The sequence below is a fragment of the Ensifer sp. Root558 genome (assembly GCF_001427045.1).
Lineage (GTDB): Bacteria > Pseudomonadota > Alphaproteobacteria > Rhizobiales > Rhizobiaceae > Ensifer > Ensifer adhaerens.
In genome coordinates this window covers 186,144-199,098 of record NZ_LMGC01000035.1, presented here as the reverse complement: position 1 = coordinate 199,098, position 12,955 = coordinate 186,144, and the positions used below count along the sequence as shown (strand labels likewise).

The 12,955-nt window shown below is 62.8% G+C and carries 14 protein-coding genes; 1 reads left to right on the top strand and 13 read right to left on the bottom strand.

All coding sequences use genetic code 11. From position 1 onward, the window contains the following. Positions 1-45: 45 nt before the first annotated feature. A complete protein-coding gene (gene yajC / locus ASD63_RS27270; protein ID WP_034796611.1) occupies positions 46-381 on the bottom strand; it encodes a preprotein translocase subunit YajC in 336 nt (111 codons plus the stop codon). Positions 382-683: 302 nt separating this feature from the next. Between yajC and ASD63_RS27265 the strand changes: the two genes are divergently transcribed. Beyond that, positions 684-1,553: an ATP-binding protein gene (locus ASD63_RS27265; protein ID WP_034796613.1), complete on the top strand. Its 870-nt coding sequence runs from the start codon at positions 684-686 to the stop codon at positions 1,551-1,553. Positions 1,554-1,669: 116 nt separating this feature from the next. Here ASD63_RS27265 and ASD63_RS27260 read toward each other — a convergent pair whose 3' ends face one another. The 12 genes from ASD63_RS27260 to nagZ form a co-directional block, all read right to left on the bottom strand. Continuing rightward, positions 1,670-3,223, bottom strand: a complete 1,554-nt coding sequence (locus ASD63_RS27260) for a LysM peptidoglycan-binding domain-containing M23 family metallopeptidase (RefSeq protein ID WP_034796615.1) — start codon at positions 3,221-3,223, stop codon at positions 1,670-1,672. 187 nt (positions 3,224-3,410) lie between these two features. Continuing rightward, on the bottom strand, positions 3,411-4,055 hold the full coding sequence (locus tag ASD63_RS27255; RefSeq protein ID WP_034796617.1) for a hypothetical protein: 645 nt from the start codon (positions 4,053-4,055) through the stop codon (positions 3,411-3,413). Between the two features lie 216 nt (positions 4,056-4,271). Continuing rightward, positions 4,272-4,925 carry a protein-L-isoaspartate(D-aspartate) O-methyltransferase gene (locus ASD63_RS27250; protein WP_034796623.1) on the bottom strand — a complete coding sequence of 218 codons (654 nt, stop codon included), beginning with the start codon at positions 4,923-4,925 and terminating at the stop codon, positions 4,272-4,274. Beyond that, the gene (surE, locus tag ASD63_RS27245; RefSeq protein WP_034796625.1) at positions 4,922-5,692 is read right to left on the bottom strand and encodes a 5'/3'-nucleotidase SurE; all 771 of its coding nucleotides are present in this window, start codon (positions 5,690-5,692) and stop codon (positions 4,922-4,924) included. The genes ASD63_RS27250 and surE overlap by 4 nt, the downstream gene beginning before the upstream one ends. 26 nt (positions 5,693-5,718) lie before the next feature. Further along, positions 5,719-7,002, bottom strand: a complete 1,284-nt coding sequence (gene serS / locus ASD63_RS27240; protein ID WP_034796627.1) for a serine--tRNA ligase — start codon at positions 7,000-7,002, stop codon at positions 5,719-5,721. A gap of 46 nt (positions 7,003-7,048) precedes the next feature. Continuing rightward, positions 7,049-7,891, bottom strand: coding sequence for a twin-arginine translocase subunit TatC (gene tatC, locus ASD63_RS27235; protein ID WP_034796629.1), 843 nt, complete (start codon positions 7,889-7,891; stop codon positions 7,049-7,051). Then, positions 7,888-8,604: a Sec-independent protein translocase protein TatB gene (gene tatB, locus ASD63_RS27230; RefSeq protein WP_034796640.1), complete on the bottom strand. Its 717-nt coding sequence runs from the start codon at positions 8,602-8,604 to the stop codon at positions 7,888-7,890. Before tatB ends, tatC begins: the two co-directional genes overlap by 4 nt. Positions 8,605-8,678: 74 nt before the next feature. Then, positions 8,679-8,885: a twin-arginine translocase TatA/TatE family subunit gene (locus tag ASD63_RS27225; protein ID WP_034796642.1), complete on the bottom strand. Its 207-nt coding sequence runs from the start codon at positions 8,883-8,885 to the stop codon at positions 8,679-8,681. Positions 8,886-8,976: 91 nt separating this feature from the next. Continuing rightward, complete coding sequence (locus ASD63_RS27220) at positions 8,977-10,089, bottom strand: ABC transporter ATP-binding protein (RefSeq protein WP_034796644.1); 1,113 nt, start codon at positions 10,087-10,089, stop codon at positions 8,977-8,979. Positions 10,090-10,171: 82 nt separating this feature from the next. Next, entirely contained in the window at positions 10,172-10,900 is a 729-nt protein-coding gene (scpB, locus tag ASD63_RS27215; RefSeq protein WP_034796646.1) for an SMC-Scp complex subunit ScpB, read from the bottom strand. Further along, on the bottom strand, positions 10,893-11,759 hold the full coding sequence (locus ASD63_RS27210; protein ID WP_034796647.1) for a ScpA family protein: 867 nt from the start codon (positions 11,757-11,759) through the stop codon (positions 10,893-10,895). The genes scpB and ASD63_RS27210 overlap by 8 nt, the downstream gene beginning before the upstream one ends. Positions 11,760-11,812: 53 nt before the next feature. Continuing rightward, complete coding sequence (gene nagZ, locus ASD63_RS27205; protein WP_034796757.1) at positions 11,813-12,829, bottom strand: beta-N-acetylhexosaminidase; 1,017 nt, start codon at positions 12,827-12,829, stop codon at positions 11,813-11,815. Positions 12,830-12,955 lie beyond the last annotated feature (126 nt).

Below are 12,955 nucleotides of genomic sequence, written 5' to 3'. Positions count from 1 at the left end.
GCCTCAAACGCTCCAGTTGCTCGGCTGGTGGTGGCTGTTCCTGCCTTATTCCTTGACAGGCTCGCCCTTGACGCGAACTTCCGACACGCCGCTGCGGACGACGCGGATCTTCACGCCATCGGCGATTTCGACTTCGAGTTCGCTGTCGTCAACGACCTTGGTGACCTTGCCGACGATGCCGCCACCGGTCACGACCTGGTCACCGCGACGGATGTTCTTCAGGAGTTCCTCGCGGCGCTTCATCTGAGCGCGCTGCGGACGGATGATCAGGAAATACATAACGACGAAAATCAGCAGGAACGGCAGGATGGACATGAGAATGTCCGCGCCGCCGGCGGAAGGGGCGCCGGCAGTCTGCGCAAAAGCTTCGGTAATGAACATCGATCACTCCTTGAGTTCAAATATCGGCGGTTCCTCCGCGCCAAATCGGCCGGAATATAGGGACGCCCCGCCGCTCTGCAAAGCCGCGGGCACCCGTACCCGTTCCTGTGCCTCTGACACAATTTACACAAGAGGAGAACCCCTCGCGCGGGCCTCGGTGACCTTTTCCAGCGTAAACCTGCGTGCTACCGGGTTTCTGGTGGGACCTGGCCGCGACGCGGTTACGGTAAACACCAGGGCCACGCCGCCTCGAATCATGACGGCACGGCCAAACACCTGATTCAGCGAGTGGAGAGAGACATATGCCGGAAGCCAAGATCGACGTTCTCATCAGGGAAATGCAGAAGCTTTCCGCGGCGATCGAGCGCATGGCCGGACCCGCCGCTGCAGCCAACGACTGGACCGCTGCCGAGTGCTTCGTCTGGGCCCCGGCGACACACCATCTGCAGCCGGTCGCCAAGCCGAACCGCATCGAACTGTCCCTGATCACCGGGGTCGACCATGTCCGTGACATCCTGCTCGACAACACGCTGCGTTTTGCCGAGGGCTACACGGCCAATAACGTGCTTCTCTGGGGCGCACGCGGCATGGGCAAATCCTCGCTGGTAAAATCGGTTCATGCGCAGGTTGCGCGCGACACCGGTGTTGCGGTCAAGCTGGTCGAGGTGCATCGCGAAGATATTGCCACACTTCCGGCGCTGATGGACATTCTGAAGTCGGCACCGGTCCCGGTTATCGTCTTCTGCGATGACCTGTCCTTCGATCACGACGATACGTCCTACAAGTCGCTGAAGGCCGTGCTCGACGGCGGCGTCGAGGGACGTCCTTCCAACGTGCTCCTTTACGCCACCTCGAACCGGCGCCACCTGCTGCCGCGGCATATGATGGAGAACGAGCAGTCGACCGCGATCAACCCGTCGGAAGCGGTCGAGGAGAAGGTTTCGCTGTCCGACCGTTTCGGCCTGTGGCTCGGCTTCCACAAGTGCAGCCAGGACGACTATCTGGCGATGATCGACGGCTATGCCGCGCACTATGGCTTCAAGCTCGATCGCGACACCTTGCACGCCGAAGCGCTGGAATGGGCAACGACCCGTGGCGCAAGGTCCGGCCGCGTCGCCTGGCAGTTCATCCAGGATCTCGCCGGCCGCCTGCGCCACAGGCTCGACGGGTAACCGGGCGCGTCGCGAACCGCACGCCTTACCGACATCCTGAAATAGAAAGCACCGCCTGCCCGAGAGGGCAAGCGGTGCAAACACCGGATCCGGATCGGCTTTGCGACCGATCGAGACTATTCGAGGAAGGTCGCCGGGTTTACCGCGGTGGCGTTCTTGCGCACCTCGAAGTGAACCTGCGGCTGGCTTGCCCGGCCGGTCATGCCCGAAGCAGCGAGCGTCTGGCCGCGCTGAACCTTCTGGCCGCGCTGAACCTTGAGTTCGGAAGCGTTACCATAAACCGTGACCGTGCCGTCGTCGTGGCGCACCAGGACGGCGTTGCCGAGTTCCTTCAGGCTGCTGCCCGAATAAATAACGACACCGTTTTCAGCCGCCTTGATCGGCGTGCCCTCGGGCACCGAGATGTTGATACCGTCGTTGCGGTTGCCGTCGACATTGGCGCCGTAGCCGGCGACGACTGCGCCGCGCACAGGCCAGCGGTACTTGCTGATGCCGGTCGACTTCGGAGAATCGTCGTCGATATCCGTCGTCTTGCTGGCGACTTCGCTGACGCTCTGCTTAGCAACCGGCGCCTGGTATTCAGCCGGCTTGTTCTTGTCGAGCGAGGCAACCTGCGGCTGCTCGGCCTTCTTGGGAACCGAGGCCGTCTTGAGCTGATCCGGAGCGGCACCATTTGCGCCCGGCAGCTGCAGCGTCTGGCCGACGCGGATCGATTCGGCCGTCAGGCCGTTTGCCTGCTTGAGGGCGGCAACGGATACGCCCGTCGTCTTGGCGATTCGGTTGAGCGAGTCGCCCGGCTTGACGGTGTAGGATCCACCGCCGGCGCCCTCGCCGTTCGTTGCCGGCTTGCCTGCAACGACGTCAGACTTGCCTTCACCCTTTTCGCGGGACTGGGCCGAACCCGGCAGGATCGCAACGTCGCGCTGGTTGACCGGCAGCGGCGACGGCTGGCGGCTGTTGCCATCGAGATCGGCGATCGAGTTCGTGGCTGCCGCCTTGGCAGCGCTACCTGCGACGCCGAAGGTCGGGATGACGAGACGCTGACCGGTCTCGACCTGCGCCGCGGACTGCAGACCGTTGGCCTTCAGGATTTCCTTTTCCGGGACACCAAAACGCTTGGAGAGAACGGCGACATTGTCACCCGGGCGAACCATGATCGTCGGAGCGTTCTGCGTCGTCCAGCCGCTCTTGCTTGCGGTTTCCTTGACCGTTGCGGGAAGCGTCTGCTGCGTGGCGAGTGCGGCCTGCTGGCGTGCTGCCGGGAACGGCTGGGCTTCAGCGCGCTGGTTTCCAGCAGCGCTCGGGTCAGCCAGAGTGGTGCGCTGAACGGAGATCGGGGTCGAGGCGACGCGGGCGTTGGATACGGGCGTGGAGGCCGTGTTTACCGGATCGTAGGCACCCTGCCCAGCTGCCGCCGGATAGGGCTGACCGAGGACTGAACCACGGTTATCAACCGGCGCTGCCGCCATCTGACCGACGGACACATCGCCGCGCGGGACCGGCGTTGCGTCTCGGGGGATGGAATTTGTGGTGATGTTGTCGGACCGGGAGAACAGGCCGTCAAACCGGCTTGCATCCGAACTGCAGCCTGTTGCGACGCCTGCCAGCAGGACCGCCACGCAAAGGCGGATCGTCGACTTTCCAACCCCGGGAGATACAAACTTACGCATGACGCTTACCCACTCCGAACGCAACTCGATGTGGATTGATTAAAGCGTATTAGAGTTACCGCGTGGTTAAGGCAGACCCCACCAAAGGACTAATTTGACCAAATGCTAACCATAGGTCGACCGTCGCCCGTCAAGGGCATGCTAGAGGCAGCGTCACAGCTGCCGCCCGAGCACGAGGAGCCTAGCGCTAGATCAGTTCGGAATAGAGGCGCTCGATCTCGGACACGGATCGCCGCTCCGTCTGGTCCTCTTCGTAGCTGATGCTCGTCAGGTCCCAGGCAAAAATCTGGCGACCGGCCGGCTGCGCCAGGGTTTCGGACTGCGCCGTCTTGTCTTCGTCGAGCAGGACGCTCACCAAAGTCTGGAACGCCGCGTCTCCGTCCGCACCGCTTGCTTCTTCATATTCGAGCGACCGCAGACCGGCCACCGCCGCCTCGCGTGTCCCGAAATAGCGCAAACTGTTCTGGTCCTCCGGACGAAGGCCGTCGTAGTAGTCGATGAAGTTCTTGTAATAGGCTTGGTGATCGCCGGAATCGAGAAACTTGCCGAAGGCCTGGTACTCGCGCGAGGCCAGTTGCGGCGACAGGCGGTTGTTCCATTCCTCGCGGGTGAGCGCCGGCTGGCCGTCGGATCCCTTCTTCGTCTGGCCTAGATAAAGCAGGGCATCGGCCGAAAGCGAGATGCGTGGCGTCGGATCAAAGAAGGTCGCGGCAAGCGCCTGCGCCGCCTGCTCATCCTTGCCCGCGGAATTCGTCTGGCCGGCATTGCGCCCGGCAAGATTGTTCAGCCCGTCGCCGGATGCTGCCGCCGTCAACCTGTTCGCGATCTGCATGTGCCGTCTCCGTACCTCGCGACCGGTGTCCGCCGACGTCGCAAGGCAAGCGACGACTCGCACGCGGAACCCTGTCCGTGCACGGCAGGCGTATGGCCCGAAGCTTGCGCGAGGCTGGAGGAAGTTAAGGGATCGTTAACAATCGACGCAGGCGCGACCGGCGCTGCTCACCCGCGCGAACGGGAATTCAAACCCGCGCGGACGAGAATTCAACGTTTAGAGAAACGACGCCAACTGCTGCACGATCGGAAGGTAAGGCGCGTCGAACAGATCCTCGCGATCGAAGCGGCTGCCCGTGCGGCTGACGCGCACGACCCGGCAATGGGTCTCGCTCATCATGATCGGAACCAGCAGGGTGCCGCCCGAAACGAGGTGATCCGAAAACATGCGCGGCAGACTGTTGAAGGCGGCGGTGATCAGGATCCGGTCGAAGGTGCCCTCACCCGGCACGCCGGCACTGCCGTCGGCATGCCGGACGATGACATTGCGAACACCTGTTTTTTCGAGGTTCTTCTGGGCCATGCCGACGAGCGTCTGATAGCGGTCGATCGTCAGCACCCGCTCGGCAACGCGTCCCATGACCGCGGCGGTGAAGCCGCTGCCGGTGCCGACTTCGAGAACACGCTGGCCGGATTTCAGATTGAGACTGTGCAGCAGACGGACCGCAAAGTCGTATCCCTCCATGAACGAACCGCAATCGAGCGGGATCGTCCGCTGCGAATGGGCTTCGGCCTGGTACTGCGGCGGCGCGAAATGGCTTCGCGGCGTCTGCTCAACCGCCTTCAACAGATCATGGTTGGTGATGCCTTCGGCGCGCAGACGCAGCACCATCTTGGCAAAGCCTTCCTGTTCGGTCACCCGCGCACTCAAGCAACGGCTCCCTCGTTGAGCGCCCGCGCCAGGCGATCCTGGACACTGTAGTCGGTAAGGTCGAGTTTGAGCGGCGTGACCGAGATCATGTTTTCACGCAGGGCGTGAATGTCGGTTCCGGCGCGGAAATCGCCGAAGCGTTCGCCGAAACGCAGCCAGAAATAGGGAAAGCCGCGGCCATCGGTTCGCTCGTCGATCGACAGGCCGAAGTCGAGCTTGCCTTGCGACGTCACCTCCGTACCGGCAATAGCGTCCGCCGAGCAATTGGGGAAGTTGACGTTGAGCAGCGTGCCGTCAGGCAGATCCACCTTCATCAGCTTGCGGACCAAGGCCGGCGCGTGCGTTTCGACGACATCCCACGGAACGGTCTTTCCGACGGCGTGATTGTAGGCCTGGCTCAGCGCGATCGAGCGGATGCCCTGCAACGTTCCTTCGATGGCGCCGGCGACGGTACCGGAATAGGTCACGTCGTCGGCCATGTTGGCGCCGATGTTGACGCCGGACAGCACGAGATCGGGCTTGCGATCGAGCACCTTGCGGACGGCCATGATGACGCAATCGGTCGGCGTGCCGCGAAGTGCGAAGCGCTTTTCCGCGATCTGTCGCAGCCGCAATGGCTCCGACAGGGTCAGCGAATGGGCAAGGCCGCTCTGGTCCGCTTCGGGCGCAACGACCCACACATCGTCCGAAATCGTCCGGGCGACGCGTTCAAGTACCGACAGGCCCTCGGCGTGAATGCCGTCATCGTTTGTCAGCAGGATCCGCATGATGCCGCACTCCCCTCGACGTTCGCTCAGGCTACCTTTTCGATGCGCGTCTGGCCGCCCATGTAGGGGACCAGCACGTCCGGCACCGATATCGAACCATCGTCATTCAGATAGTTCTCGATGACGGCGATGAGCGCGCGGCCGACGGCAACGCCCGAACCGTTCAGCGTGTGAACGAAGCGGGTTCCCTTGTCTTCTTTGGTGCGGTAGCGGGCGTTCATGCGGCGCGCCTGGAAATCGCCGCAGACCGAGCAGGACGAAATCTCGCGGAACGTATCCTGACCCGGCAGCCAGACCTCGAGGTCGTAGGTCTTGCGGGCGCCAAAGCCCATGTCGCCGGTGCAAAGGGTCATGACGCGGTAGTGCAGGCCGAGGCGCTTCAGCACCTCCTCTGCGCAGGCGGTCATGCGCTCGTGTTCGGCAACGGACGTTTCGGCATCGGTGATCGAGACCAGTTCCACCTTGTTGAACTGGTGCTGGCGCAGCATGCCGCGGGTATCGCGACCGGCCGAACCTGCTTCCGAGCGGAAGGATGGCGTCAGCGCGGTGAAACGCAGCGGCAGCTTTTCGCCTTCCAGGATCTGCTCCCGGACGATGTTGGTCAGCGGCACTTCCGCCGTCGGAATCAGCCAACGGCCATCCGTGGTGCGGAAGAGGTCTTCGGCAAATTTCGGCAGCTGGCCGGTGCCATACATCGCATCGTCGCGCACCAGAAGCGGCGGTTGCACTTCGGTGTAACCATGTTCCTGGGTGTGCAGGTCGAGCATGAACTGGCCGAGCGCGCGCTCGAGCCGCGCCAATTGGCCCTTCAGGATCGTGAAGCGCGAACCGGAAATGCGGGCCGCACCCTCGAAATCCATCAGCCCGAGCGCTTCGCCGATTTCAAAGTGCTCGCGCGGCTGGTGGTTCCAGGTGGGCTTCTTGCCAACCACGCTCTTGACGACGTTGCCGGTCTCGTCGGCACCGACGGGTACATCGTCCAGCGGGATGTTCGGAATGCGCGAGAGGGCGTCGTTGAGCTCGGCCTCGATTCTGCGGCTGTCCTCTTCGAGCGCCGGCATGGCGTTCTTCAGGTCGGCAACCTCGGCCTTCAGCTTGTCGGCGAGCTCGGCATTCTTCTGCGCCATGGCCGCGCCGATATCCTTCGAGGCCGCATTGCGGCGCGACTGCATGTCCTGCAGCGCCTGAAGGTTCGTACGGCGGCGTTCGTCGAGCGCGATCAGAGATGCCGACAAAGGCTCCGCGCCCCGCTTCGCCAGGGCGGCGTCCAGCATCTCGGCATTCTCACGGATCCATTTGATATCAAGCATTTTCGTTCCACGCGTTGGTCAGATCACGGCGCGAAATCTCGAATGCTCAGCCCTTGGCGGGGCCGACCTCTCCGGAAGATCCTTCCTGCGACTCGGCAGCCTCGCTCTTGAGCGCGTCCGCTGCCCGCTGCCTTTCGACGAGTCGCGCCGTATAGATCGAAATTTCGTAGAGAAGGATGGCTGGCAGCGCAAGGCCGATCTGGGAAATCGGGTCCGGCGGCGTGAGCACGGCCGCGACAACGAAGGCGATTACGATCGCGTATTTGCGCTTCTCGGCAAGACCCTGCGAGCTCACGAAGCCGACGCGGGCAAGAAGCGTGGTGATGACCGGGAGCTGGAAGACAAGGCCGAAGGCGAAGACCAGCGACATGATCAGGCTGAGATACTCCGAGACCTTCGGCAGGAGCTGAATGGCCACCTGCCCTTCGCCACCGCCCTGCTCCATGGCCAGGAAGAACCACATCACCATCGGGGTGAAGAAGAAATAGACAAGCGCGCCGCCGAGCAGAAACAGGAGCGGTGACGCGACCAGGAACGGTAGAAACGCCGCGCGCTCGTTCTTATAGAGCCCCGGTGCAACGAACTTGTAGATCTGTGCCGCGATTACAGGAAAGGCGATGACCAGCGCACCGAACATTGCCACCTTAATCTGGGTGAAGAAGAACTCCTGCGGCGCCGTGTAGATGAGCTCGACATTGCGATGGTTGAGGCCCGCCCAGCTCACGGCCCATTTGAACGGCAGCACCAGAAGGTTGAACAGGCCCTTGGCGAAGTAGAAGCAGACGAGGAACGCAGCGAAGAACGCGCCGATGGCCCACATCAGGCGCCTGCGCAATTCGATCAGATGCTCGATCAGCGGCTGCGGCCGGTCCTCGATATCGCCGCTCATGCTTCACCTTTCTTGCGCGCGCTGGTGCGCGGCTTTGACGTCTTGGCAGCAGGCTCCGCCACCGTCGGCGTCACTTTTTTCTTTTCAGTGGCCGGCTTCGCGGTCGCCTTGGCAGCAGACTTTGCCGTGGCCGACTTGGATGCAGCTGTTGCCGTCTTGAGCGCTGCCGTTGTCGACTTGGGCGCGGCCTTCTTTACAGCCGGCGTCGCATCGGCCTTCGTCCTGGTCGCACGCTTCGGCTTTTCTGCCGGTACGGATGCGACCTCTGCGCGCTCGATCTGGCGATTGGCCGAACCGATTGCCGCAGCGGCAACCGCATCTGCGGGCTTGGCTTCGACCGCGGCCGGCGCAACCGCCGGTTCGACGGCGGAAACCGTGTCGACGGTGTTCGGTGTCGCAGGCTGGTCGGGTGTAGCCGCCTTCTGCAGGTCCGCCTTGATATCGTTGCCCATCTGGCGCAGCGGATTGATTGCATCGCGCAACGCATTAGCCGGATTGAGACTTTGCGCGTCGCTGATGGTCTTTCGAACCTCGTCAAGGTCCGCTTCGCGCAGCGCTTCATCGAACTGCTGACGGAATTCCGATGCCATGCCGCGCATCTTCGAGGTCATGCGGCCGAAAGCCCGCAACATTGGCGGAAGGTCTTTCGGCCCGACAACCACGATCAGAACGATTGCGATGACGACGAGCTCGGTCCAGCCGATATCAAGCATGCGATATGTCCTGCAAACCCTTGATGCCGCCAGCCCGGTATGGACACCGGACAGGCTTCACCGACACCAGACTGTTAGCGAACTTCGTCAGACTTGTGGTCAACGGTCTTGCTGTCGAGCGTCTTGTCGGTAGCAGCCGCCTCATCGTCGGACATGCCCTTCTTGAAACTCTTGATGCCCTTAGCAACGTCACCCATCAGTTCGGGGATCTTACCGCGACCGAACAAGAGCAGCACCACGACCAGAACGATCAGCCAGTGCCAAATGCTTAACGAACCCATGCTCTTACTCCTCTGAGCCTTCCCCGATTTAGGCTCTATCACATGTCAATTTTCAGGCGTGCCTCAAGCACGCGTCTCGTTGTGACAGAACCTAAGATGCCGAACTGCTTTTTTCAAACAGTAATATATCCCGCTCGTTAACTGAAAGCATTACATCACGCAATCCATGCGGCAATCGGTCCGCCCTGATGCGCGCCCGAACCACCTCCTCACAACGCGGCACGGCGAGCTCCAGAAGCTCGACCACGCCGATGAAGCGACGGGAGAGAATGCGGGCGGGAATGTCGCCATCCTCTTCGCCGACGCGCACTCCAGACAACCTGACGGCCACCGAGAGGCGCTTGCCTTCCGGATGGGGGCCGGCTGCAACGCTTCCGACCGGCGTTTCGACGCGGCCGCCACGAACCTGCGCATCGAAGACGTTGATCTCCGAGAAGAAGCCGGCGGCAAAAAGGTCCCTCGGCTCGCGGTAGAGTTCGTCGGCCGTTCCGACCTGAACGAGGCGCCCGTCCTTCAGGAGCGCGATGCGATCCGCCATGCGCATCGCCTCTTCGGCGTCATGCGTGACGACGATAGCCGTTGCCCGCGTTTCCCTGAGGATCGCCAGCGTATCGGCACGGATCGAATCCTTCAGGCGCGAGTCGAGGCCGGAAAATGGTTCGTCCATGAGCAGCACCGCCGGGCGCGGCGCGAGCGCGCGGGCAAGCGCTACGCGCTGCTGCTCGCCGCCGGAAAGCACGTGCGGATACAGATCGGCATAGTGCGACAGGCCGACACGCTCGAGCGCCGCATCCGCCTGGATCAGACCTTCCTTCTTGGGGATCGCCGTCAGACCGAAACGGACGTTGTCGCGGATCGTCATGTGCGGGAAAAGCGCAAAGTCCTGAAACATCAGCCCGACGCCACGCTTTTCCGGCGGCAGGAAGACAGAGGGGCCGGAGATTTCCTGGCCATTGAGCATCAGACGCCCAGCGCTCTGCCTCTCGATACCCGCGGCGATACGCAGCAGGGTCGTCTTGCCGGATCCCGAAGGCCCGAGCAGGCAAAGGACCTCCCCGGCCTTTGCCGCGAGGCTGACGCCCTTGATCGTTTCCTTGGCGTGATAGCTGTGGTGAATATCTTCGAAGGTCAGGCTCGCCGCGAAGGAGACGCCCGCTGTCCGTCGCGTGGTCATGACGGGAGCGTCCTGCGGATCTGAAACCATGCTCTTGCATTCCTTGACACCAATGGCGCAGGGTCAGCGGGCCCCGACGCCATGGAAAGCCGATATCTATAATCAGGTTTTTCTAATCGGCTTCTTCGCCCTTCGGTGTCAAGAGCCCCAGTTCCTCCAGGTCGAGCTGGGTGATCGGATCCTCGTTCTCGGCCAGTTCGTCGTCGCCGGTCGGAACGGGGATGTTGAGGTTCGAAGGCACGCGGCCGGAGAGCAGCCCGGCGCCCTTCAATTCCTCGATGCCCGGCAGGTCGCGCAGTTCCTCAAGCCCGAAGTGATCGAGGAAGTCGCGCGTCGTACCGAAGGTCACCGGACGCCCCGGTGTGCGCCGGCGCCCGCGGAACCGGACCCAGCCCGCCTCCATCAACACGTCGAGCGTACCCTTCGAGGTCTGCACGCCGCGGATATCCTCGATCTCGGCGCGCGTAACCGGCTGATGGTAGGCGATAATCGACAGAACCTCGAGGGCTGCCCTTGAAAGCTTGCGGACCTCCTGTTCGTCGGTCTGAACGACGAAAGAGAGATCGGCGGCCGTGCGGAAGGCCCAATGGTCGGCCACCTGAACGAGGTTGACGCCGCGCGTCGCGTAAACGGCTTTAAGCCGCAGCATGATCGTGCGGACATCGGCGCCACGCGGCAACCGGCTATCGATATAGGCCTCGGACACCGGCTGCGCCGAAGCGAACACCAGGGCTTCGGCGATCCGCTCGGCTTCCTGCTCCAGCCGGGGGTCGAGGGATGCCGTTTCGATCTCGTCCTCCTCGTCGGGAACGCCAGGCAGGTACTTCTGGGCTTCAGCCACGGGCTGCCTCCATCTCGGCGAGAGTCTCCGCATCGATCGGATTTGGTCCGCGCCGGAGATAGATCGGCGCGAAGGCCTCCTCTTGGCGGATCTCCAGGCGGCCCTCACGAACCATTTCGAGCGACGCGGCAAAGGAGCTGGCGATTGCCGTCGCTCTCTCCTTCGGCGTCGTCATGTAGCGCACGAGAAAATGATCGAGCGCAGTCCAGTCGTCGAGACCACCGATCATGCGGGCCAGGATCAGCCGCGCATCGGACAGCGACCAGACGTGGCGCTTCTCGATTGTCACCTGGGTGATCGCCTGTCGTTGGCGCAGGCCCGCATAAGCGCTCAGCAGATCGTAGAGCGAAGCGTCGAAACCGGATTTCCTCTCGGTGACGATATGCTCCGGTGCGCCTCGGACGAAAACGTCCCGGCCGAGCCGGTTTCGGTTGATGAGCCGCGTCGCCGCCTCGCGCATCGCTTCCAGCCGCTTGAGCCGGAAGGCCAGCGCCGAGGCCATCTCCTCGCCGGTAGGACCGTCATCCTTCGCCTGCTGCGGGATCAGCAGCCGCGACTTCAGATAGGCGAGCCACGCCGCCATGACGAGGTAATCGGCCGCAAGCTCGATGCGGATGCTGCGCGCGCGTTCGATAAAGGCGATGTACTGTTCGGCGAGCGCCAGGACGGAAATGCGCGAAAGGTCGACGCGTTGGCTTCGGGCGAGATGCAGCAGCAGGTCGAGCGGACCTTCGAAGCCGGCGATGTCGACCACCAGCGCTTCCTCATGCAGTCCGCGCTCGGCAGTCTCATCCTGCCACAAGGGCTCCAACGGCGCCTTCGACGCAGGCTTGCCTTGTCTTTCGCCCGCATTGCTCACTGGCAGCCCGATCCTTTCCTTCAGTCCCTGTTTGCCGTCAGCCTCTGTTTGCCTCAGACGGTTGCAAACAGGGCATTGAACTCCGCCCGCAGATCGACTTCGCTCGCACCGTCAGGCGCCCGGAACGCGGCTTCGGCGGCCCGCGCCCGGCGCAAGCTTTCGCCGGCCAGAACCGGCACGACATCCGCGACGGCCTTCATTTCCTCCATTATGCCATGACAATGCAAGACGAGATCAAGTCCCGCAGCAATGATGTTGCGCGCGCGGGTCGTCATGTCGCCGGCAAGCGCGTTCATTGACACGTCATCCGACATCAGCAGGCCGTCGAAACCGATATGGCCGCGAATGATCTCGCGCACGACCTTCGCAGAGGTGGTCGCCGGATTGTCCGGGTCGATCGTGGTGAACACCATGTGCGCCGACATCGCCATCACCTCGTCCTTCATCGCAACGAAGGGCAGGAAGTCGCTCGCGGCAAGCTCATCGAATGTGGCGCTGACGACAGGCAGGTTGTGGTGCGAGTCGACGAAGGTGCGTCCGTGGCCCGGCATATGCTTCATTACAGGCAGCATGCCGCCGGCCTTCAGCCCCTCGCCCATCGCACGGCCGATAGCCGTGACGGTCTCGGGATCGTGCCCATAGGCGCGATTGCCAATGACGTCGTGGCTGCCGGGCACGGGCACGTCGAGCACAGGCAGGCAATCGACGGTGATGCCGAAGCGCATCAGGTCAAAGGCGTGCAGGCGTCCCATCAGCCAGGCGGCGCGCAGACCGAGCTTCGCGTCGCGGCGGTAGATTTCGCCGATCGCCGCGCCATTCGGATACTGCTGAACGAGCGGTGGGCGGATGCGCTGAACGCGTCCGCCTTCCTGGTCGATGAGCACGGGCGCATTGGGATTGCCGATGCTGTCGCGAAGGGCTGCCACCAGATCCGAGATCTGCTGCTCCTCGCCAATGTTGCGACCGAAGAGGATGAAGCCCCAGGGGCGTTCTCCTGCAAAGAAATCGCGCTCGTCGCTCGTGAGGGAAAGGCCCTTGCAGCCGGAGATAAATGCTTTTGATTCGCTCATCCCAAAAGCATAGAGCGCGGGCTGCCCGGCGCGAAGCCACAAAGACAGCGCCCCCCCACTCATGCACAAGGTCATGGGGCAATCGGAAGCCCGAAAACGCGAAGGGCGCGGCCTTCTCGGCCGCGC

Coding starts and splice junctions, on each gene's coding strand:
- ASD63_RS27260 (WP_034796615.1), bottom strand. CDS start 3,223: ATGCGTAAGTTTGTATCTCCCGGGGTTGGAAAGTCGACGATCCGCCTT.
- ASD63_RS27255 (WP_034796617.1), bottom strand. CDS start 4,055: ATGCAGATCGCGAACAGGTTGACGGCGGCAGCATCCGGCGACGGGCTG.
- tatC (WP_034796629.1), bottom strand. CDS start 7,891: ATGAGCGGCGATATCGAGGACCGGCCGCAGCCGCTGATCGAGCATCTG.
- nagZ (WP_034796757.1), bottom strand. CDS start 12,829: ATGAGCGAATCAAAAGCATTTATCTCCGGCTGCAAGGGCCTTTCCCTC.
- tatB (WP_034796640.1), bottom strand. CDS start 8,604: ATGCTTGATATCGGCTGGACCGAGCTCGTCGTCATCGCAATCGTTCTG.
- serS (WP_034796627.1), bottom strand. CDS start 7,002: ATGCTTGATATCAAATGGATCCGTGAGAATGCCGAGATGCTGGACGCC.
- yajC (WP_034796611.1), bottom strand. CDS start 381: ATGTTCATTACCGAAGCTTTTGCGCAGACTGCCGGCGCCCCTTCCGCC.
- ASD63_RS27225 (WP_034796642.1), bottom strand. CDS start 8,885: ATGGGTTCGTTAAGCATTTGGCACTGGCTGATCGTTCTGGTCGTGGTG.
- surE (WP_034796625.1), bottom strand. CDS start 5,692: ATGCGGATCCTGCTGACAAACGATGACGGCATTCACGCCGAGGGCCTG.
- ASD63_RS27220 (WP_034796644.1), bottom strand. CDS start 10,089: ATGGTTTCAGATCCGCAGGACGCTCCCGTCATGACCACGCGACGGACA.
- ASD63_RS27265 (WP_034796613.1), top strand. CDS start 684: ATGCCGGAAGCCAAGATCGACGTTCTCATCAGGGAAATGCAGAAGCTT.